This window comes from Cuneatibacter caecimuris, assembly GCF_004216775.1.
GTDB classification, from domain to species: domain Bacteria; phylum Bacillota; class Clostridia; order Lachnospirales; family Lachnospiraceae; genus Cuneatibacter; species Cuneatibacter caecimuris.
Genome location: NZ_SGXF01000002.1, coordinates 339,261 through 359,611, shown reverse-complemented (window position 1 = coordinate 359,611; position 20,351 = coordinate 339,261). Strand labels below are relative to the sequence as shown.

At 49.0% G+C, this 20,351-nt stretch carries 18 protein-coding genes and 1 pseudogene; 14 read left to right on the top strand and 5 right to left on the bottom strand.

Annotation, left to right across the window (positions count from 1 at the left end; translation table 11 throughout):
* Positions 1-19 precede the first annotated feature (19 nt).
* The 3 genes from EV209_RS07870 (at position 20) to EV209_RS07860 (ending at position 3,740) form a co-directional block, all read left to right on the top strand.
* On the top strand, positions 20-1,030 hold the full coding sequence (locus EV209_RS07870; protein WP_130434799.1) for an ArdC family protein: 1,011 nt from the start codon (positions 20-22) through the stop codon (positions 1,028-1,030).
* A 1,004-nt stretch (positions 1,031-2,034) separates the two neighbouring features.
* The gene (locus EV209_RS07865; protein ID WP_130434797.1) at positions 2,035-3,255 is read left to right on the top strand and encodes a hypothetical protein; all 1,221 of its coding nucleotides are present in this window, start codon (positions 2,035-2,037) and stop codon (positions 3,253-3,255) included.
* 11 nt (positions 3,256-3,266) lie between these two features.
* On the top strand, positions 3,267-3,740 hold the full coding sequence (locus tag EV209_RS07860) for a hypothetical protein (RefSeq protein ID WP_130434795.1): 474 nt from the start codon (positions 3,267-3,269) through the stop codon (positions 3,738-3,740).
* 150 nt (positions 3,741-3,890) lie between these two features.
* Here the strand turns inward: EV209_RS07860 and EV209_RS07855 are convergent, their stop codons facing one another.
* Positions 3,891-4,589, bottom strand: coding sequence for a hypothetical protein (locus EV209_RS07855; protein ID WP_130434793.1), 699 nt, complete (start codon positions 4,587-4,589; stop codon positions 3,891-3,893).
* Between the two features lie 143 nt (positions 4,590-4,732).
* Between EV209_RS07855 and EV209_RS07850 the strand changes: the two genes are divergently transcribed.
* The 11 genes and pseudogenes from EV209_RS07850 to EV209_RS17090 form a co-directional block, all read left to right on the top strand.
* Positions 4,733-5,509, top strand: coding sequence for an N-acetylmuramoyl-L-alanine amidase (locus EV209_RS07850; protein WP_130434791.1), 777 nt, complete (start codon positions 4,733-4,735; stop codon positions 5,507-5,509).
* Positions 5,510-5,609: 100 nt separating this feature from the next.
* Positions 5,610-7,982 carry an ATP-dependent DNA helicase gene (locus EV209_RS07845; RefSeq protein ID WP_165388860.1) on the top strand — a complete coding sequence of 791 codons (2,373 nt, stop codon included), beginning with the start codon at positions 5,610-5,612 and terminating at the stop codon, positions 7,980-7,982.
* A gap of 77 nt (positions 7,983-8,059) precedes the next feature.
* Positions 8,060-8,566, top strand: a complete 507-nt coding sequence (locus tag EV209_RS07840; RefSeq protein ID WP_130434789.1) for a sigma-70 domain-containing protein — start codon at positions 8,060-8,062, stop codon at positions 8,564-8,566.
* A gap of 80 nt (positions 8,567-8,646) precedes the next feature.
* Positions 8,647-12,402, top strand: a complete 3,756-nt coding sequence (locus EV209_RS07835) for a phosphoribosylformylglycinamidine synthase (protein ID WP_130434787.1) — start codon at positions 8,647-8,649, stop codon at positions 12,400-12,402.
* A 128-nt stretch (positions 12,403-12,530) separates the two neighbouring features.
* Positions 12,531-13,427, top strand: coding sequence for an aminoglycoside 6-adenylyltransferase (locus EV209_RS07830; protein ID WP_130434785.1), 897 nt, complete (start codon positions 12,531-12,533; stop codon positions 13,425-13,427).
* 54 nt (positions 13,428-13,481) lie between these two features.
* Positions 13,482-13,976 (top strand): anaerobic ribonucleoside-triphosphate reductase activating protein, encoded by a 495-nt coding sequence (nrdG, locus tag EV209_RS07825; protein WP_130434783.1) that lies wholly within the window; start codon positions 13,482-13,484, stop codon positions 13,974-13,976.
* A gap of 13 nt (positions 13,977-13,989) precedes the next feature.
* Positions 13,990-14,502, top strand: a complete 513-nt coding sequence (locus EV209_RS07820) for a dCTP deaminase/dUTPase family protein (RefSeq protein WP_130434781.1) — start codon at positions 13,990-13,992, stop codon at positions 14,500-14,502.
* The gene (locus tag EV209_RS07815; RefSeq protein WP_207220589.1) at positions 14,450-15,850 is read left to right on the top strand and encodes an MATE family efflux transporter; all 1,401 of its coding nucleotides are present in this window, start codon (positions 14,450-14,452) and stop codon (positions 15,848-15,850) included. Before EV209_RS07820 ends, EV209_RS07815 begins: the two co-directional genes overlap by 53 nt.
* Before the next feature lie 22 nt (positions 15,851-15,872).
* A complete protein-coding gene (locus EV209_RS07810; RefSeq protein ID WP_130434777.1) occupies positions 15,873-16,823 on the top strand; it encodes an aminoglycoside phosphotransferase family protein in 951 nt (316 codons plus the stop codon).
* A gap of 21 nt (positions 16,824-16,844) precedes the next feature.
* Positions 16,845-16,994 carry a hypothetical protein gene (locus tag EV209_RS16310; protein WP_165388859.1) on the top strand — a complete coding sequence of 50 codons (150 nt, stop codon included), beginning with the start codon at positions 16,845-16,847 and terminating at the stop codon, positions 16,992-16,994.
* Between the two features lie 15 nt (positions 16,995-17,009).
* Positions 17,010-17,204: pseudogene (locus EV209_RS17090) on the top strand (GNAT family N-acetyltransferase); the annotation flags it as partial.
* A gap of 9 nt (positions 17,205-17,213) precedes the next feature.
* Here EV209_RS17090 and EV209_RS07800 read toward each other — a convergent pair.
* From EV209_RS07800 to EV209_RS07785, 4 genes are all read right to left on the bottom strand, one after another.
* A complete protein-coding gene (locus EV209_RS07800; protein WP_130434775.1) occupies positions 17,214-17,465 on the bottom strand; it encodes a TIGR04076 family protein in 252 nt (83 codons plus the stop codon).
* A gap of 24 nt (positions 17,466-17,489) precedes the next feature.
* Entirely contained in the window at positions 17,490-18,572 is a 1,083-nt protein-coding gene (locus tag EV209_RS07795; RefSeq protein WP_165388858.1) for a D-alanyl-D-alanine carboxypeptidase family protein, read from the bottom strand.
* Positions 18,573-18,793: 221 nt separating this feature from the next.
* Positions 18,794-19,663: a DegV family protein gene (locus EV209_RS07790; protein WP_130434771.1), complete on the bottom strand. Its 870-nt coding sequence runs from the start codon at positions 19,661-19,663 to the stop codon at positions 18,794-18,796.
* Between the two features lie 16 nt (positions 19,664-19,679).
* A complete protein-coding gene (locus EV209_RS07785; protein WP_130434769.1) occupies positions 19,680-20,345 on the bottom strand; it encodes an HAD family hydrolase in 666 nt (221 codons plus the stop codon).
* Positions 20,346-20,351 lie beyond the last annotated feature (6 nt).

The window sequence follows — 20,351 nt, the reverse complement described above, 5'->3', positions numbered from 1 at the left end:
AATGAAGAGGTAGTCACTGATGAATGAAAAAACAAAGGAATACAGAGAGCAGATTGCTCAGACCTTTATACATATTTTAGAAGAAAAGCCTTTACAATGGATTAAGGAATGGGATGATAAATCAATGTGGCCCCTGTCTGCACAAACAGGAAAGATGTATCATGGAATCAACCGGTTTTATTTATCTGTAATATCAATGCAAGAAAAATACCAGGATAACCGTTGGGCTACATTCAACCAAATTTCAAAAAATGGATGGCAATTACATGATGCCAAAGGGAAAGGAATTAAGGTAGAATACTGGTATCCTTATGATAGAGAACAAAAAAGGGTACTCTCCTGGGATGAATTTAGAAAAAATAAACTTAAAATAGACAATGAAAGATATTTTTTAAAAGCGAAATATGCAGTAGTATTTAATGGTGACCTAATTACAGGAATTCCGGATATTCCAGAAATAAATAATAAGGAAGTGGATCCAGACCTTCTAATAAACACGATTAGCCAAAATATGAATGTAGAGATTTTATTTGATGGAGGTGACAGGTCATATTATAATGTTCAAACAGATAAAATTCATTTACCTCGGCCAGAGAAGTTTTTATCATCATATGCTTTTGATGCGACAGCTCTTCATGAGTTAGCCCATGCAACTGGAGCTCAAGATCGACTGAACCGGATAAAACAGAATATATTTGGTGATGAAAATTATTTATTTGAAGAATTGGTTGCAGAAATTACATCTTGCTTTATGAGTCCGCAGCTGGCTATGGACTTACCCGAAGATCATATGGAAAATCACAAAGCATATGTGCAGGGGTGGATAACAAATTTGAGGAACAAACCAGAAGCGCTGATTGTAGCTGTGAAGGAAGCTGAACGTGTAGCAAATTATTTGGACTATCAGGCCGGACTTATTACAAAGCAAGAATATGAAAAAACAAAACTGAATATTTTGGAAGTGCCGGAATCCTCAGTATATGAAGAAAAGAAAATTAACATAAAGAAATGTCAGAATTTAAAATTGTGATCAAGAAATTTTGGGGAGTCCGGCGAGGACTCCCTCTTTTTTGTTTGGGTAGAGCAAAAGCAAAAATTTATGTACTTTAGGATATAGCATAGCAGATATTCTTTATAATTACGTTTGCACCAAATGGTGCAAAATAGTTATATTTGGGGTCTTAGGGGCTGCGCCCTTAACAAGATGGCATTTTGTCCGACAAAATGCGTATCTTGCAAAAACTTTTAATATGTTTGGAATTAAAAAGAAGGAAAAAGACACTAATTGGTGATTTTGAGCACCAAAAGGAAGAAGGGGATCACCAATAGGTGAATTGAGACACCAAAAACGGAGGATAGAATCACCTACTGGTGAGTTTAAGCATCAAAATAAGAAAATAAAGTCACCAATAAGTGAATTATAACATCAAGAACGGAGAAAAAAATCACCTACTGGTGATTTCAAACACCAAAATAAGAAAATAAAGTCACCAATAGGTGAATTAAAACATCAAAACAAATCAAAAAAGGTTTCATTTTTTGTCTAATAATTTTTGCGAACAGCTAAGAATATAAATATACTGATAAAATAATATATATTTATATTTCTTGCTTTTAAAGAAAAATAAATAATAAAGTACGGGGAATGTATTTAAAACGAGTAGAAATACAGATATAAAGAGAGAAAAATCAAATTGCACAAACATATATAATGGTCAAAAAGAAATAAATATTAAAATTAACAGAACATATTGACAAAAATGATAAATATGTTATACTTATAACAACTAAATACAATTTGGATGGGGGGAGATTCCAATGTGCTAGTGTATTGACATGATGATATTTAACCTTACTACCACCTTTCAAGAGATGGCAGTAAAGCTGGTGTCACTCTATCCCAAATTTGAGCTGGTAGGGGATGAGTGATTTAACAAAATATAAAGCAGAAAGCAGAAAGCAGACAGTACACTAGTTAAAAAATTGGGCTGTAAGCTGTTTCTTCTATAAACTTTTAAGTTAAGGAGGTTTTGTATGAAAAAATATTTGGTGGCAACATTAGTTGGATTTATGACAGCATTGTTTTCAGGAATAGTGTGTTTTGCGTCAATGAATATTTATCAAGGAAAAATGTCCACGGAGTTACCTGAAAAAATTGAGGATATTGTAAATCATCTAGAAGAAGTTTCGATAGGAATCACAAAGTTAAGTGTAAATGGATCTGTAATGTCTTTAAAAGGAGAAGTGATTATTAAAAATGAAACTATACCAATAAATTTAAACGGTAATATATTTAAATCTAATTTGCATGAAAAATCATATTATATTAGTGCTGTTGATAATGAGAAAAATTTTGAAGTAGTAAATTTTCAAGTAGTAAAGAATATGTTGCCTAAAGAATTATTGGTCCATAATACCATTAGTGTTGAAGATACCTTTGTCTTATATCTTCAACAAAAAAATAGTAAAGGATTAATTCTAATTGAGATTCCAGTTTGTGAAATGACTGATAACCTGTTTGAATTAATAGATTCCAACAATATCCCAGATATGTTGGATATTACAGAAGAACATTGGTGGCTCAGGTATTTTCAGCCATCGGAAATAGGTTTAGTTGAGAATAGGTCATCATCTGGATACACGAGAGTAGTAAGCATGTACCATAATGGGGTGTACTTATATACAATGGATTTGTATACTTTTATAGATTATTATAACTTTTCAGGTGAGACGCAAGGCTTCTATTCTGGAATGTACGTGGCAAAACAAGATTATTATTATAATGGTGTTCATCAAGGAAATAATGAATTTTTAACTGTATATGAATGTACTGGAGAAATGAAATTACAAAATAGTTCGGGTATAAATAATGATTGTATTGTTCATGCAGGATTTGGTCATCAAGTACAACAAACTACGGGTGGATTTCAGGTCGGCTTTAGTCCACGTATTTCGGCGAGTTTTCATGGATTCGGCGGTTCATTTAGTTGGACACCTTTAAGAACAGAAATTGGGATAGAGGGGGGACAGAGTTTTGATGAAGCAGACCATGTTAATGGTGTTAGAATTCCGTTTGTTCGAGCAATAAAAGCAAAGGGAGATAAATATAGTATGAATGTAGAGGTTGCAGCAGGGCAGCCAAGAGGGAATAAGAAGCAAATTGTAGCAAATTATGAGTTTAAAGTGGGCTTTCAGGGTATTACGGGATCTAAAACTTCAGTTACTACTTCTGCATCAGGAATATATGTAAGTTAATAGGAGAAATAATGAAAAAAATAAACAAATTATTGGCGTTGTTCTTCACTATATGCATATTATTACTGATTTGTCTAATAATACAGGGCGTTAAAGTAAATCACTTCCTGGAAAAGGAATCAGCAGGGATTCAGGAGGAATACAATAACTGGAGAACTTGTATTCAGAATGCTGCAGCAGCCTATGAGAGAGAGGAAACCGGACTGGCACAAGAATGCCTTGGAAAGGCGGAAGTATATCAGTGGGGGCTGCTGCATCATAAAGGAGTATTAGAGGAATTTGGAAAGGATGTAAACCGTTGCAGAGAGTTCTATGATGTATCGACGTATTTGGGTGGATATATGAAACGTATGGCCAGCGAAGGATTCACAGAAGAAAAAGCAGATATCATGCGGGCTATAGATGAGTGGATTCGAAATACAGAGGATGTTTCAAACCTGGTTTTTCAGGCGTTTGAAGAACGGTTTCCGCATTATACAGAATGAGTTTTGTGGAAGGATACAGAGAAAAAAGGGCAGGCTGATTGGAGGCCTGCCCTTTTTGAGTTTACGAATCAGTGTACCTACTGAAATAAACTAGTCTAAGGTTGGTGCTTGATTGATTATCAGAATAACTAAATATTTATATAGCAGGTATTAATAATAAATAATATTATATCTGTTATTAAGATTTGGTGTGCCGGTGAGCCCCATCATATCATGCCCCAAATGCTGCCTCCGGTATCCATAGGAGCGGGCCACGCCGAAATCATCATAATCAGAATAATCAAACCCTTTTGCGATGGGAGAAAAAGCTTTCAGGCCATAGCGCTTTTCCCAGGTTCCATCCTCCAGCTGAATCTGATAGCTGCCCACCATGCCGCCCAGAACTGCATGATAGGCTTCCTGATAATAGGAAAAGTATTTCTGATCCTGGGAAAGGGCTTCCGGGTCCGCTTCCCCGTTCAGCACTTGTCCTGCCGTTTCCCGCATAAAGGAGAGCGCAGCGGCAGGGAATTCCCCTCCATATCTGGAAGCAGTATAGGAGAGCAGCCAGATCCAGTTCAGATGTACCGGTTCAGAGACTGAGTTGACATCATATTCATAGGCCAGCTGCAGCGCTTCCATGGGAACATTAAAATCCACCCATTTGATATAGTCCTTCTCAGTTTCCGGGGCGGAGGAAGATTCCGCGGTTTCCGATTCAGATTCCTGGGGAGACGCCTCGATGCGCTCGCCGGTGGCAGCGGCAGCCGCAGGAACTGCCTCATCGGCGCCGGGCCGGATAAAAATTGCCAGAAGCACCAGGAGCAGGCCGGCTCCTGACAGGGAAATAATTTTTGTATGCAGTTTCATTTCTGCTCCGAAGTTTGTCTTTAGTGCATTTTATGGCGGTGTCCTAAAAAATATGCCGGGACTTGCGAACAGGGAAGAGATGGAGAGTAGCAGGGACAGATTTTCCGGCATATGCTAATGTAAAAGCTTAAAAAGGTGACAATATGGCGGCAAGAATTGTTTTGGATGCGGGGCACGGCGGTCGCGATCCGGGAGCAGTCTATGAAGGCAGGCAGGAAAAGGACGACGCGCTCCGCCTGGCGCTGGCAGTGGGAGAGCTGCTTCAAAAGGGCGGCCTGGACGTGATGTATACCCGAACAGAGGATGTGTATGATACGCCTTACGAGAAAGCTATGATGGCAAATAATGCGGACGCGGATTATTTTATTTCCTTTCACCGCAACGCCGCGGCCACACCAGGCAGCGGCAGAGGCGTGGAAGCCCTGGTATTTGCGGAAGGCGGCGTTCCCAGCGCCATTGGTAATGAGGTGAATGAACAGCTGGAGAAAGTCGGGTTTGCCAACAGAGAAATCACAGAACGCCCGGGGCTGGTGGTTTTGAGAAGGACAAAGATGCCGGCAGTTCTCCTGGAAGTGGGTTTTATTGATAACCCGGAAGACAACAAACTGTATGACGAGAATTTTGATGAAATGGCCCAGGGAATCGCCCAGGGGATTCTGAACGCGCTGGGGCTTCAGGCACAGACAACAGAGCAGCCCTCCAGCCAGCCGGTCTACAAAGTTCAGGTGGGGGCTTACCGGATGGGCAATCTGGCTAACCAGCTGTTAAACCAGCTGCTGGCGGAGGGATATCCGGCTTACATTATTCACCAGGATGGATTATATAAAGTTCAGGTGGGCGCATTTGAGGATGTGGACCCTGCCGCGGAAATGGAACGTGCGCTGAGGCATGCTGGCTATAATACATTTCTGACCAGATAAAGGACTGTGGACGCAAAAGGGGAGATATGGTATTATAGTATAATGTGCTATCATATTTTTGAGACCCCCTTTTGCGTCTGAACAGGTTGAGGAGAGAAATGTGTATAAATTAATAGAAAATCAGATACGGATTTCCGTGCGCAATCTGGTGGAGTTTGTGCTGCGCAGCGGCGACCTGGACAACAGGCGCAGCGCTTCGGCCCAGAAGGAAGCCATGCTGGCCGGGAGCCGGCTTCATAGAAAAATTCAGAAAAGAATGGGAGCGGATTACCGCGCCGAGGTTGGCCTGAAGATGACAGTGCCTCTGGAGGGTGGAATTGAACTGGTTCTGGAAGGAAGGGCTGACGGAATTATCCAGGGGACGGACCGGGTTACCATAGATGAAATTAAGGGGGTATATTTCGATGTGAACTCCCTGGAAGACATGATTCCCGTGCATCGGGCCCAGGCGCTGTGCTATGCGTATATTTACGCGGTGCAGAACAGCCTGCCGGGAGCGAACATCCAGCTGACCTACTGCAACCTGGACACCGAAGAAATCCGGCGTTTTCAGGAGTGGCTGGAATTGGAGGCTCTGGAAGAGACTTTTCAGGAATATATGCGGGAGTACGGAAAGTGGGCCCGCTTTCTTTATGAACACAGAGTAAAACGGAGAAATTCGATCCAGGGAATGGAGTTTCCTTATCCCTGGCGGGAGGGGCAGAAAGATCTGGCGGTTTCCGTATACCGTACCATCGCGCGGCAGAAGACGCTGTTCATCCAGGCGCCCACGGGAATCGGGAAAACGCTGTCCGTTCTGTTTCCTGCGGTTCAGGCGATGGGTCAGAAGCTGGCGGACAAGCTCTTTTATCTGACGGCTAAAACTATCACCAGAAGTGTGGCGGAGGAAGGGCTGGAAGTGATGCGCAGCCAGGGGCTGGTCTGCTCCGGCGTGACTCTGACGGCAAAAGAAAAGATGTGCGTGCTGGATTCTCCGGACTGCAATCCGGAGAGCTGCCCCAGGGCCAAAGGGCATTTTGACCGGGTGAACGCCGCTGTGTTCGACCTGATTTCCCACCGGCTGGGGATTACTCGGGAGGATGTGCTGGAATATGCCCAAAAGCATCAGGTGTGCCCCTTTGAAATGAGCCTGGATGTGACTTACTGGGTGGATGTGGTGATCGGAGATTACAATTATGTGTTCGATCCCACTGTGAGGCTGCAGCGTTTTTTTGCGGACGGCAGCCAGGGGGAGTATGTCTTTCTGGTGGACGAGGCGCACAACCTGGTGGAGCGGGCCAGAGAAATGTACAGTGCTGAGCTCTGTAAAGAAGAACTGCTGGCTGCGAAGAAGCTGTTCGCAGGCAAGAGTGAGCGGCTGGTAAAGCTGCTGGACAAGGCCAACCGGGCTATGCTGGAGCTGAAAAGAGAGTGCGACAGCTATCAGGTTCTGGAAAACGGGGAGGGGCTGGGCGCTTTGACAGCAGCTGTGATGCAGATTTATGACCAGATGGAAAAGTACCGGGAAAACCACCCCGGAGATCCGGACCAGAAAGAACAGGCGTCCTTTTTCTTTGTGGTGCGGGACTTTTTAAGCGTCTATGACTGTCTGGATGACAACTATGTAACCTATCTGGCCCACCGGGAGGACGGAAGTTTTATGGTGAAGCTGTTCTGCGTTCACCCGGCGGCCAGGCTGAGGGCATGTATGGAGCAGGGGCTGAGCACGGTGTTTTTTTCTGCCACGTTACTGCCGATCCGCTATTATAAAGAACTTTTGAGCAACTGCGAAGAGGATTACGCGGTCTATGCCAGGTCCCCCTTTGATCCGGCCAGGCGCCTGCTGGCAGTGGGCAGGGATGTGAGCAGCCGCTATACCAGAAGAAATCAGGCGGAGTTTGAAAAGATTGCAGAATATATCCTGCAGATGGCTGAAGCCAGAAAAGGAAATTATCTGGTGTTTTTCCCATCCTACGCTTATCTGGAACAGGTGAATGAGATCCTGGAAGAGGCGGCGGGAGAAGACTGCAGGATTTTGGCTCAGGGAAGCCGGATGACAGAGGGGGAAAAAGAAGATTTTCTGGACGCATTCTCGGAAGACGGGAGCGGTACGCTGATCGGGCTGTGCGTGATGGGCGGTATTTTTTCGGAGGGGATTGATCTGAAGAAGGAACGGCTCATCGGCGTGGCTATTGTGGGGACAGGGCTCCCTCAGGTCTGTGCGGAGCGGGAGATCCTGAAAACGTATTTTGACAACAGACAGGAAAAGGGCTTTGATTTTGCCTATCTCTATCCCGGCATGAATAAGGTGCTGCAGGCGGCGGGCAGGCTGATCCGCACTGCGGAGGATTACGGCGTGATTCTGCTGTTGGACGACAGGTTCCTGAGGGTGGAAGAGGTGAGCCAGTTTCCACAGGAATGGGCGGATTATCAGGTGACGGACCGGCGGAGCGTGGGAAAACTGTTAGGGAATTTCTGGGCCGGATTGGAATAAGAGATTGAATTTCAGTGGCCTTTCTGGAAAAAATATGATAAACTGTTGATGAAAAACCGTAGGTGGAGGCAGAAAATATGGAAGAACAGGAATATCTGAGCATTTATCTGGAGGAACTGAAGGATCTTCCGGAGCTGACCCGGGAGCAGGAAGCGGAGCTTGCGTCAGCCTTTCTTTCCGGAGAACCGGGAGCAAGGGAAAAGCTGACGGAGGGCAATCTGCGCACTGTGCTGGAGGAAGCCAGAGGGTACCTGGGCAGGGGGGTGCCCCTGGGGGATCTGATTCAGGAAGGAAATCTGGGGCTTATGGAAGCTATTGCAACTTTTGGTGCAGGGATGGATTTCAGGCAGCATATCCGCGCCGGAATCCGGGCGGCCATGGAGGACGCTCTGGAAGAAGAGAGCGGGGAGGCTGCGGCAAAGGACAGGATGGTGGAAACCATGAATAAAATGGACGAGATCACCACAAAGCTTGCCGAAGAGCTGGGGCGGGAAGCCACCCTGGCGGAAGTTGCAGAGCAGATGGGGCTGCCGGAGGACGAAGTGCATATGCTGATGCGGGAAGCGCTGAACGCAATTCAGTAAAGTTACCGATTGTCAGAGAATCCAAAACGTTGTATACTTTATGAAGATAATTACTACCATGACGATAAATGGAGGTCAAAATGAGCGTTAAGAGAGTATATGTGGAGAAAAAAGCGCCTTTTGCAGTCAGGGCACAGGAGCTGAAGGAAGAAATCGGGAGTTACCTGGGAATCGACGCTGTGACAGGCGTAAGGGTGCTGATCCGGTACGACATTGAGAACCTTTCTGAAACAGCGTATCAGCAGGCGCTGGGAACGGTATTTTCCGAACCGCCGGTGGATGATCTGTATGAAAATGATCTTCCGAAGAACCCCGGGGACTCCGTGTTTTCCGTGGAGTTTCTGCCCGGGCAGTTCGATCAGCGGGCGGACTCCGCCGTGCAGTGCGTGAAGCTGCTGTCTGAAGAGGAAGACCCGGTGATCCGCACGGCCACCACCTATGTGCTGGCAGGCTCTCTGACAGACGCTGATGTGCAGAAGATCAAAGACCATTGCATCAACCCGGTGGATTCCAGAGAAGCGTCTTCCGATATCCCGGAGACGCTGATCACAGAATTTGAGGAGCCGGAAGATGTGCGGATTTTTGATGGGTTTTCTGCAATGGCTGAAGGCGAATTAAAGGAACTGTATGGTTCTTTGAATCTGGCCATGACCTTCCGGGATTTCCAGCATATCCAGAACTACTTCCGTGAAGAAGAAAGACGCGACCCTTCCATGACGGAAATCAGGGTTCTGGACACCTACTGGTCCGACCACTGCCGCCATACCACTTTCCAGACAGAGCTGAAGAATGTGACCTTCGAAAACGGCGATTTCCGGGAAGTGCTGGAAAATACATATAACAGATATATCAATGACCGCACCGAAATTTTGAAAGGCCGTAAGGACAAGTTCGTCTGCCTGATGGATCTGGCGCTGATGGCCATGAGAAAGCTGAAAAAAGAAGGGAAACTGGAGGACCAGGAGGAGTCGGATGAGATTAACGCCTGCTCCATCGTGGTGCCGGTAAAGGTGGACGGTGTGGAGGAAGAGTGGCTGGTGAATTTCAAAAATGAAACCCACAACCACCCCACTGAAATCGAGCCTTTCGGCGGAGCCGCTACTTGCCTGGGCGGAGCCATCCGAGATCCGCTGTCCGGGCGTACCTATGTATATCAGGCTATGCGCGTGACCGGTGCCGCGGATCCTACCAGGCCTTTGTCCGAAACCATGAAGGGCAAGCTGCCCCAGAAGAAGCTGGTGACAGGAGCGGCCCATGGATACAGTTCCTACGGCAACCAGATCGGCCTTGCCACTGGATATGTGAAGGAAATCTATCATCCCGACTATGCGGCAAAGCGTATGGAGATCGGCGCGGTGATGGGCGCGGCGCCCCGACGGGCAGTGATCCGTGAGACTTCCGACCCGGGCGATATCATTATCCTGCTGGGTGGGCGCACGGGACGGGACGGCTGCGGCGGGGCCACCGGCTCTTCCAAGGTCCATACCGAGGAATCCATCGAAACCTGCGGCGCAGAAGTGCAGAAGGGGAATCCCCCCACAGAGAGAAAAATCCAGCGCTTGTTCCGCAGAGAAGAGGTCAGCCGGCTGATTAAAAAGTGCAACGATTTTGGCGCGGGCGGAGTATCCGTAGCCATTGGAGAGCTGGCTGACGGGCTGGTTGTACAGCTGGACAAGGTTCCGAAAAAATACGCGGGCCTGGACGGCACAGAAATCGCTATTTCCGAATCCCAGGAACGCATGGCTGTGGTGGTGGATCCGAAAGACGTGGACCGGTTCCTGGAGTTTGCGGCAGAGGAAAACCTGGAAGCAGTCCCGGTAGCTGAAGTGACAGAAGAAAAGCGTCTTGTACTGGTATGGAGAGGGAAAAAGATTGTGGATTTAAGCCGCGCTTTCCTGGATACCAACGGCGCGCACCAGGAGACGGACGTGGTAGTGGAAAGCCCGAAGAAGGCTGACAGCTACTTTGCTGAAAAGAAAAAAACAGAAGATCTGAAGGATACCTGGATGGATATGCTGGGGGATCTGAATGTCTGCTCCCAGAAAGGGCTGGTGGAGATGTTCGACGGCTCCATCGGCGCGGGCAGCGTGCTGATGCCTTACGGCGGCAAATATCAGATGACAGAAACGCAGTCCATGGTGGCAAAGCTGCCGGTGGCTCAGGGAAAGACGGATGTGGTCACCATGATGAGCTATGGCTTTGATCCCTACCTGTCCTCCTGGAGCCCTTATCACGGGGCCGTGTACGCTGTGGTGGATTCTGTGGCAAAGATCGCCGCAGGCGGCGGGGATATCAGCAAAATCCGCATGACTTACCAGGAGTACTTCCAGAGAATGACAGAAAACCCCAAAACCTGGGGACAGCCTTTTTCCGCTCTGCTGGGCGCTTATGACGCGCAGCTGGGCTTCGGTCTGCCCAGCATCGGGGGCAAGGATTCCATGTCCGGTTCCTTTAACGACATTCATGTGCCGCCCACACTTGTTTCTTTCGCGGTGGACGTAGCCACAGATAAGAATATGATTACGCCGGAGCTGAAAAAAGCCGGCAATGTGCTGGTTTATTTCCCGGTAACCCGCAATGAAGAAGATCTTCCGGATTATGAAGAACTGAAAACAATGTACGGGGATTTCTTCTCCGACGTGGAGGCAGGAAGAATTCAGTCCGCTTATGCGCTGGGAGCGAGAGGCATTGCAGAGGCCGTGAGCAAAATGTCCTTCGGAAACAGGCTGGGCGTAAAGCTGTCTGTTGAAAATCTGGACAGCGCGGAACTGTTTGCTCCTGAATACGGCGCGCTGATCGCTGAGGTGAGGCCGGAGGATGCGGGACATCTGAAGGCGGCAGGCCGTGTGATCGGTGAAGTAACAGCAGACGGTACGCTGTCCTACGGAGATACGAAAGTGGCGCTGCAGGAGGCGGTCTTGGCCTGGACGCGTCCCCTGGAAAAGGTATTTCCTTCTGTGTCCGGTCAGGAGCAGCCTGCGGTAGACACCCCTGTTTACAGCACAGATAAAATTTATGTATGCCGCCATAAGGTGGCGAAGCCCAGGGTGTTCATTCCTGTGTTCCCCGGCACCAACTGTGAATATGACAGCGCCAGGGCCTTTGAACGGGCGGGAGCGGATGTGACGGTAAAGGTGATGAAAAACCAGAGCGCCTCCGATATCCGGGAATCTGTGGAAGCGTTTGAGAAGGCCATCGGCGGGTCTCAGATCGTGATGTTCCCCGGCGGCTTTTCCGCCGGCGACGAGCCGGAAGGTTCCGCCAAGTTCTTCGCCACCATGTTCCGGAACGCAAAGATGAAAGAAGCCATTGAAAAGCTGCTGAATGAACGGGACGGACTGATGCTGGGTATCTGCAACGGTTTCCAGGCGCTGATCAAGCTGGGATTGGTTCCTTATGGGGAGATCCGCCAGCAGACGCCGGATTCCCCCACTCTGACCATGAACACTGTGGGCCGCCACATTTCCAAAATGGTATACCTGAAAGTGGTGACCAACAAGTCTCCCTGGCTGCAGGGGACAGAGCTGGGCGGTGTATACTGTAATCCCGCGTCTCACGGAGAAGGCCGTTTCGTGGCGGGCAAAGAGTGGATTGACAAACTGTTTGCAAACGGTCAGGTGGCGACCCAGTATGTGGACGCCGACGGAAATCTGGCGCAGGACGAAACCTGGAATGTCAACGGTTCCTATGCCGCTATTGAAGGCATTACCAGCCCGGACGGCAGGATTCTGGGCAAGATGGCCCACTCCGAGCGGATCGGGGAGTCGGTGGCAATCAATATCTATGGCAATCAGGATATGAAGATCTTTGAGTCCGGCGTAAGATATTTTAAATAAGTACAACCTGCAGGGGAAGGCTTCGGATCTTTCCCGGAGGCCCTGGGGGGTGTCCGGGAAGTTTCGGGGCTTTTTTCGTTGCGGCAGACTGCCAGCGGGATTCTATTTCGTGAAGGGAGAGACGATTTATGCGAAGTGAAGATGAGATGATGCGGCTGATTCTGGAATTTGCGGAGGAGAGGGAGGAGATCCTGGCTGTCTGGATGAATGGTTCCAGGGCAAATCCCAGCGCTCCCCCTGACCGGTATCAGGATTTTGATATTGTTTTTGTGGTTGAGAACACGATTGACTTTCAGAAAGATAAGTCCTGGATTCCGAGGTTCGGAGAGATCGCCGTAATGCAGGAGCCGGATCAGTCTGTTCTGTTTCCCGGCGGTGAAACGGAAAAACGCTATGCCTGCCTGATACAGTTTACGGACGGCAACCGGATCGACGCTTCTTTTGTCCGAAAGGACCGGGCGCTGGAAATGGTGCGGGAGGATACGGAAACAGTAATTTTACTGGATAAAACAGGGCTGCTGCCGGAGCTTCTTCCCGCCAGCGACAGGATGTACTGGGTGAAAAAGCCGTCACAGGCTGAATTTGAAGCCTGCTGTAACGAATTCTGGTGGACGGCGCCCTATGTTGCAAAAGCCCTCTGCCGGGAGGAAATAATTTTTGCTTTACAGCTGGCGGACCGTGCTGTGAGAGAGGAACTGCTGAGAATGTTGGGCTGGATGGCTGGTTTCCGGCAGGATTTTATGATTTCCGTGGGAAAAGGAAATAAATATTTGATGAAATATCTCACAGAACAGGAGCAGGCTGCTCTGCTGAAGACGTACAGCAGGGCGGATATAAAAGAAGCCTGGGAAGCCCTTTGGCAGATGTGCGGATTTTTTGCACAGATTTCTTCCGAAGCTGCAAAGCAGATGGGATTTTCTGTAAATCTGAAAGAGGAGAAAGGCTCGTTGGCCTATATCCGGAAGCTTTTTACAGAGCAGGAGGACTTTCCCTGCGGCGTTGACTTTGAAACCGGTCCATGCTAAAATAAAGGACGTGAAATGGCCTGCGGGTCTGAATAAAATGCGCGGAGGAATATCATGCGGTATCATAATATTACAAAAGATGACATGCTCAATGGAGACGGTCTGAGAGTGGTTTTGTGGGTTTCCGGCTGCAGCCATTGCTGTGAGAACTGCCACAACCAGATTACCTGGGACGTCAACGGCGGCCTGCCCTTTGATGAGACGGCCAGGCAGGAGCTTTTTGGAGAGCTGGAGAAAGATTATATCAGCGGGGTGACTTTCAGCGGCGGAGATCCGCTGCATCCCAGAAATACAGAGGAAATCGGCATGCTTGTGGAGGAAATCCATGAAAAATTTCCGAAAAAAACAATATGGCTGTATACGGGAGCGCTTTGGGAAGAGGTGAACCGGCTGCCTTTTGTGAAGTACGTGGACGTGCTGGTGGACGGAGAGTTTGTCCAGGCCCTGGCGGACAAATCCCTCAGGTGGAAAGGCAGTTCCAACCAGCGGGTGATTGACGTAAAGGCGTCCCTGGCATCAGGCAGCGTAGTGCTGAAGTATGAAGACTGACAGGAGAAGAAAGATGAGACGGATTGCTAAAATGGAAAAAGTGAGCTTCCCCAGATTTTATGAGGACTGGTGCGATACCTTCGGCCCGGTGAAGGAAGAAGAATGCAGAAAGATATATGATGGGATTGCTCTTCCCAGGAGAGCCACCAGAGGCAGCGCGGGGTATGATTTTTACGCTCCTGTGGATCTGGAGCTGGCCCCCGGGGAAAGCGTGAAGATTCCCACCGGAATCCGGGTGAAGATGGAGCCGGATTGGGTGCTGACCTGTTATCCCAGGAGCGGCCTGGGCTTTAAGTTCCGCCTGCAGATGAATAATACGGTGGGCATCATAGACAGTGATTATTATAATTCTGACAATGAAGGCCATATTTTTGCAAAGCTGACCAATGATTCCAGAGAAGGAAAAGTCTGCAGGGTGCCTGCGGGACAGGGATTCATGCAGGGGATTTTCCTGGAGTATGGGATCACAATTGATGATGAGGCAGAGGATGAAAGAAACGGCGGGTTCGGCAGTACAAGCAACTGATTTCGGAAAAGGGAGCGTGGCCCGGAACATCATGAATTTGGCGGTACCCATGATGCTGGCCCAGCTGGTCAATGTCCTGTATAATGTGGTGGACAGGATGTATATCGGCCGGATTCCCGGGGAAGGAAAGCTGGCGCTCACCGGACTGGGGCTCACTTTCCCCATTCTTTCGATTGTAACGGCGTTTACCAACCTGTTCGGACAGGGCGGGGCGCCGCTTTTTTCCATCGAAAGGGGAAGAAAAAACGAGGAAGAAGCGGGGAAAATCATGGGGAATTCCCTGACCCTCCTGCTGATCAGCGGAGCGGTCCTGACGCTTGTCTGCCTTGTTCTGAAAAAGCCCATGCTGTATCTGTTCGGGGCCAGCGACGCCACTTTTCCCTACGCGGACACCTATCTCACCATCTATCTGTGCGGCAGCATATTTGTGATGGTGGGCCTTGGCATGAACGGTTTTATTAATTCGCAGGGATTTGGGAAAACCGGGATGCTGACGGTGATGATCGGGGCGGTGATCAACCTGGTGCTGGACCCGGTATTTATTTTTGTCTTCCACCTTGGCGTGAAGGGGGCCGCCATAGCGACGGTGATATCCCAGGGGGTATCCGCGCTGTGGGTGCTGTGGTTCCTTACAGGGAAAAAGGCAGGGCTGAAGCTGCGCCTGTCCGCCATGAGGCTGAAATGGGAGCGGGTGAAGAACATTACAGTGATGGGGCTTTCCGGCTTCATGATGGCCATAACCAACAGCCTGGTGCAGATTTTCTGTAATTCTACCTTACAGCGGTACGGCGGGGACGACTATGTGGGCGTGATGACAATTCTGCAGTCTGTCCGGGATGTGCTGATGATGCCGGTTAATGGATTGACCAATGCGGCGCAGCCGGTGATGGGATTTAATTATGGGGCAAGGAAATATCAGCGGGTCTGCAAGGGCATCCGTTTTTCCAGCGCCGCCTGTGTGATCTATACCGTAGCTGCCTGGGGCGTGATCTGGCTGTTCCCGGAATTTTTGATCCGTATTTTCAACAGCGATGCGCAGATGCTGGCGCTGGGCGTTCCGTCCATGCACGTCTACTTCTTTGGATTTTTCATGATGTCCCTGCAGTTTGCGGGGCAAAGCGTATTTGTGGGACTGGGAAGGCCGAAGCAGGCAGTGTTTTTCTCTTTGCTCCGCAAAGTTGTGATCGTGGTTCCTCTGACGCTGCTGCTGCCCATGGTGGGAGGCCTTGGGACGACCGGTGTGTTTTTGGCGGAACCGATATCCAATTTTGCAGGCGGCCTGGCCTGCTACCTGACCATGCTGTGGCTGGTGTACCGGCCGCTGCGGAAAATGCAGGATGAATTGTAAATAATCAGAAGGAGAAGACGGGATGGATAGCCTGACAAAGAACAGACAGAGCCGGCGCACGCTGGAAGAGATGGCTGCAAAGATTTTTGCAGGAGAAGAGATGGAAAACTGCACCGAGCTGACGGAAGGGTATTTTAATGTGGCTTATGAGGTCCGGCTGAAAAGCGGCAAAGAAACGATCCTCAAGGTAGCGCCGCAGAAGAATGTGCGGGTGATGTCTTACGAGAAAAACATCATGTTCAGCGAGGTGCAGGCCATGAAAATGGCAGCCTCCTGCCCGGAAATCCCTGTGCCTGAAATTTATGGGTATGACAGCAGCTGTACAGTCTGCCCTTCTCCGTATTTTTTCATGGAAAAACTGGAGGGGGCAAGCCTGTTTTCCATGAAAGATACGCTGCCGCGGGAGGAAATCAGCAGAATACAGGTTGAAGCCGGAGGGCTCAACCGGAAGATCAATGAAATTTCCTGCCCGTGTTTCGGTCTGCCCGGGCAGCCCAAGCTGCAGGGAGAAGAATGGTTTCCTGTATTTCGCAGCATGCTGGAACTGGGATTGCAGGACGCGGAGGCAGGCAAGGTGGATCTTAAAATCTCCGGGGCCGGTCTGCTGGAACACCTTGAGAAGGATAAGGACATTTTTTATGAAGTAAAGGTTCCGAAACTGGTGCACTGGGATTTGTGGGACGGCAATATTTTTGTTCAGAACGGAAAAATAACAGGATTCATTGACTGGGAGAGGAGTCTGTGGGCGGACCCCCTGATGGAGGTGGGATTTCGGACTTACAAAGAAAATGAAGATTTCATAAAAGGCTACGGTATAGCCGCAATGGCAGAGACCCAGCGGCGGCGCGCTCTCTGGTACGACATCTATCTGCTGGTATTGGTTTCTCTGGAGTGCGAGTACCGGAAATATGAGACTATGGAGATGTACGAGTGGTCCACCGGGCTTCTGGCACGGCAGTTCGGGAAACTATAAAACGTCATCGGGGAGGAACAGATGGATATTAGGATAGAAAAGGGAACCAGACAATATTTGAACGATTGTGAGGAAGCCCTTTTAAATTCAGAGTTGGGCAGAAAGTATTTTACTGGCGCGGGAGCAGGAAAAATGGCAGTGCCGGAAGGCATAGAGCAGGGGAATTTATAGGGATACCGAAAAAAAGGAATCGGAAAAATCCTGATTGATTTTTTCGTGAATGCAATATGTGCGGAGGATAAAAAAATATTTTTGGCTGTCGCTGATTTTAATCCGGTAGCAAAGCGTTTTTATGAAAAAAATGGATTCCGGCAAGTTGGCGAATTGCCTAATCTCTATAGGGATGACAACACAGAGTTCCTGATGATGAAGGAAAAGTAAGGCCGCCTATCATTCAGCAATGACCTCGCCGTGCACGCTGACTCTTCCCCCGTCAGGGCATTTTGCATCAAATTTTTTTGCGCGGCCCGGGCCGTAATCCAGTTCCGCCCCATTCTGCAGAGCGTAAACCAGCGGATAGATGGTATTCCACAGCTCATGACACAGAGGAGGACATAAATCCCCGATGAGAAATTCATCTCCCTTTTTACAGTACGCGCCTCTGCATTTACTTTCTGTGACAGTTAACTTCACTTTTGGCATTCTGATACCTCTGCTTTTAATGATTTACTGCTGTATAAGGTATTGATACAGCAGTATGGAATCTGACCAGCGGGCTGCTTTGGAACTGTTCATCACTACGGCAATATAGGACTGGCCGCCGTGGGTAAAGGCGCTGACCAGACAGTTGCCGCTGTATGCGCTGCTACCTGTTTTCAGGCCGATGCATTCGCTGACATAGTTGGCGTTGGAAGCGTCAATGAGCGCATTTGTATTCTTCCAGGTAATCCGTTCTCCGCTGGTAAATACCGCATCGTAAGAAAAAAGTGAGGTAATAGCGGTTAGTTCAGGATGCTTTACAAATTCTGCTCCCAGCAGAGCCAGATCCTCCGCAGTGGTCTGCTGTTTTGGGTCGTCATAGCCGTCAGGATTGGTGAAAAAGGAATTTTTCATGCCCAGTTCTGCTGCAATTTGATTCATCGTGTTGACAAATACGGAAACTGCTTCAGATGGAGAAAGTGCCGGATTGCCTGCGATTACCCTGCCTGTATGGGCGGCAATTGTGTAGGCGGCGTCATTTCCTGAAGGGATCAGCAGTGCGTGAAGCAGCGTATCCATGGTCAGCTGCTGGCCTTTGGCAAGGTAGGCCAGGCTGGAGTGGGGCTGTACCAGATCCAGTTCATCCCCTACAGTGACCGCATCAGACAGAGGGACATAGCGCAATGCAATGATCGCAGTCAGCAGTTTGGCAGTGCTGGCAGGATAGACCAAATTATCAGAACGTTTGGCTACCAGCGTTTTTCCGTCCGCACAGCTGTAGAGAACAGCGCTTTGAGCTGTAATTCCCAGAGCCTGTCCGTCCGCCGCAGTGGGCTGCAAAGTCGGAGCGGAGGACGGAACAGGCTCTGGAGCGCCCGTCGTCTGCTCCACGGGGCCCGTTGTTTCCGGGGAACCTTCAGAAGACGAAGGAGAACTGGCAGATTCTGTAGAAATCTCTTCCGGAGTCTCCTGGGCAGAGGTATAAGTTCCTTCAGAGGCGGCCGGAAAAGTGGTCTCTCCGGCATTTTCAGAATTGCCGCAGGCAGCGGCGGAAACTGTCAGAACAGCGGCAAGCAGAAATGCGGCAGCGCGGGTGCTTTTTTTCTTCATGATCATTCACTCCTGTAAAAGAATAAAAATGGATGCTGCAGATCCCGGACAGATATGCCGGAACCTGCAGCATTGGCTTGTATTTATTTTATTTCATAGGAAACTGCGTTCCCTATGAAATAAAACCCTCCGGGGGATGCGCACTACGCGCTAAGGAAATATGGCCGCTGAAGCGGCTGCGCTTCGGCGCGAGAGTCCGGCGAGCCGGACTCTTTATTCTATTACCTGGGGTTCCCTACAAAAAACAGGGCAAGGGTACCCGGCCCGGAGTGGGCGCCGATGGTGGGGCTTACATAATGAATCAGGATATCCTGGATGCCGAAGCGCTCCCGGACCTGATTCGCTACATATTCTGCGTCTTCCATACAATCCCCGTGGCTGATAAAAACAGTATTATTTTCATCTTCGTAACCTTTGATTTTGCTTTCCATCAGATCTACCAGGGCTGTAAGGGATTTCTTGCGCCCGCGCACCTTGGAAAGGGGAATCAGATGTCCGTCGTCATCTACATGGAGAACCGGTTTCACATTCACAATAGTTCCCAGCACAGCAACAGTTTTGGATACCCGGCCGCCCCGGTATAAATTGAAGAGGTCATCCACTGTAAATACGTGGCAGAGATGCGGCAGGATCATCTGAACGTGGCTGACTGTTTCCTGATAGGATTTGCCGGCCTCTTTGGCCATCACGGCCTTATGTACCAGAAGCCCCTGCCCAAGGGACGCACACTTTGTATCGATTACAGTGATCTTCCTGTCGGGAAATTCCTCACGAAGGTCCTCTGCGGAGATCACTGCATTCTGGTAGCTGCTGCTCAGGCCAGAAGAGAAGGCAAGGTGAATGATATCAAGGCCCTGTTCCAGAATGGGATGCAGGCCCTCCCGCAGTTCTTCCGGATTAATGGCCATGGTGGTGGGCATCTGGCCTTCCCGCATTTTATTATAAAAATCTGAAGGGCTCAGCTCCTTTGTACCTCCGTAAACATCTTCCCCCAGCTGGTAGAACAGGGACTGGGCATAAATATTGTGTTTTTTCAGATACTCCTGAGGAAGATCACAGGCTGAATCTGTAGTGATGACATAATTACTCATAAATTTCCCTCCTTGATTATTTAGGCTGCAGCAATTCCAGAACCATATCCAGACGCGGCAGCACCGAACAGGCCAGCTTCAGCACAGAGGCCGGCGGCTCTGTAAGATCCGGTATACAGACTGCCGGAATACCGGCGCGGTGCGCGGCCAGCAGCCCATTGGGAGAATCCTCCAGTACCAGGGAGGCTTCCGGGGTGAATCCTGCGGTTTCACAGGCCTTTAAAAAGATATCCGGCTCAGGTTTGGATCGTTCGGTCATTTCACCGCCGGTGACAACAGAAAAATAAGAAGAAATTCCTGCCATAGCCAGCATACGGCGGACACGGGCGGAACGGCTGGAAGAGGCGACGGAGCAGCGGATTTTCCTGGAAGAAAGTCCGTCCAGCAGTGTGAGCAGCCCGGGCTTGACGGGAACGCCTTCTGATTCCATGCGGGCGTCCATTTTCTGATAGGTGAGTTCGGAAATTTTTTCCACCGGAAATCCGTCGCCGAAATGAGCAAGCATGATCTCACGGTAAGCGGTCTGGTTGACGCCCAATGTTTGAAGATAGAGTTCCTTGTCTACGGTATATCCGTATTCTGCCGCAGCTTCCTGCTCACAGATAAAACACAGCGCTTCCGTATCAAACATCAATCCGTCCATATCAAAAATCACATGCTGCGGCTGCTTCAATAATTTCATGCTGCG

What these genes read in the sequence shown, in the direction of transcription:
- EV209_RS07785 (WP_130434769.1), bottom strand. Translation starts at nt 20,345, where the DNA reads ATGAAATTATTGAAGCAGCCGCAGCATGTGATTTTTGATATGGACGGA.
- EV209_RS07830 (WP_130434785.1), top strand. Translation starts at nt 12,531, where the DNA reads ATGCGAAGTGAAGATGAGATGATGCGGCTGATTCTGGAATTTGCGGAG.
- EV209_RS07865 (WP_130434797.1), top strand. Translation starts at nt 2,035, where the DNA reads ATGAAAAAATATTTGGTGGCAACATTAGTTGGATTTATGACAGCATTG.
- EV209_RS07835 (WP_130434787.1), top strand. Translation starts at nt 8,647, where the DNA reads ATGAGCGTTAAGAGAGTATATGTGGAGAAAAAAGCGCCTTTTGCAGTC.
- EV209_RS07840 (WP_130434789.1), top strand. Translation starts at nt 8,060, where the DNA reads ATGGAAGAACAGGAATATCTGAGCATTTATCTGGAGGAACTGAAGGAT.
- EV209_RS07855 (WP_130434793.1), bottom strand. Translation starts at nt 4,589, where the DNA reads ATGAAACTGCATACAAAAATTATTTCCCTGTCAGGAGCCGGCCTGCTC.
- EV209_RS07810 (WP_130434777.1), top strand. Translation starts at nt 15,873, where the DNA reads ATGGATAGCCTGACAAAGAACAGACAGAGCCGGCGCACGCTGGAAGAG.
- EV209_RS16310 (WP_165388859.1), top strand. Translation starts at nt 16,845, where the DNA reads ATGGATATTAGGATAGAAAAGGGAACCAGACAATATTTGAACGATTGT.
- EV209_RS07795 (WP_165388858.1), bottom strand. Translation starts at nt 18,572, where the DNA reads ATGAAGAAAAAAAGCACCCGCGCTGCCGCATTTCTGCTTGCCGCTGTT.
- EV209_RS07800 (WP_130434775.1), bottom strand. Translation starts at nt 17,465, where the DNA reads ATGCCAAAAGTGAAGTTAACTGTCACAGAAAGTAAATGCAGAGGCGCG.
- EV209_RS07860 (WP_130434795.1), top strand. Translation starts at nt 3,267, where the DNA reads ATGAAAAAAATAAACAAATTATTGGCGTTGTTCTTCACTATATGCATA.
- EV209_RS07850 (WP_130434791.1), top strand. Translation starts at nt 4,733, where the DNA reads ATGGCGGCAAGAATTGTTTTGGATGCGGGGCACGGCGGTCGCGATCCG.
- EV209_RS07815 (WP_207220589.1), top strand. Translation starts at nt 14,450, where the DNA reads ATGATGAGGCAGAGGATGAAAGAAACGGCGGGTTCGGCAGTACAAGCA.
- EV209_RS07820 (WP_130434781.1), top strand. Translation starts at nt 13,990, where the DNA reads ATGAGACGGATTGCTAAAATGGAAAAAGTGAGCTTCCCCAGATTTTAT.
- EV209_RS07870 (WP_130434799.1), top strand. Translation starts at nt 20, where the DNA reads ATGAATGAAAAAACAAAGGAATACAGAGAGCAGATTGCTCAGACCTTT.
- nrdG (WP_130434783.1), top strand. Translation starts at nt 13,482, where the DNA reads ATGCGGTATCATAATATTACAAAAGATGACATGCTCAATGGAGACGGT.
- EV209_RS07790 (WP_130434771.1), bottom strand. Translation starts at nt 19,663, where the DNA reads ATGAGTAATTATGTCATCACTACAGATTCAGCCTGTGATCTTCCTCAG.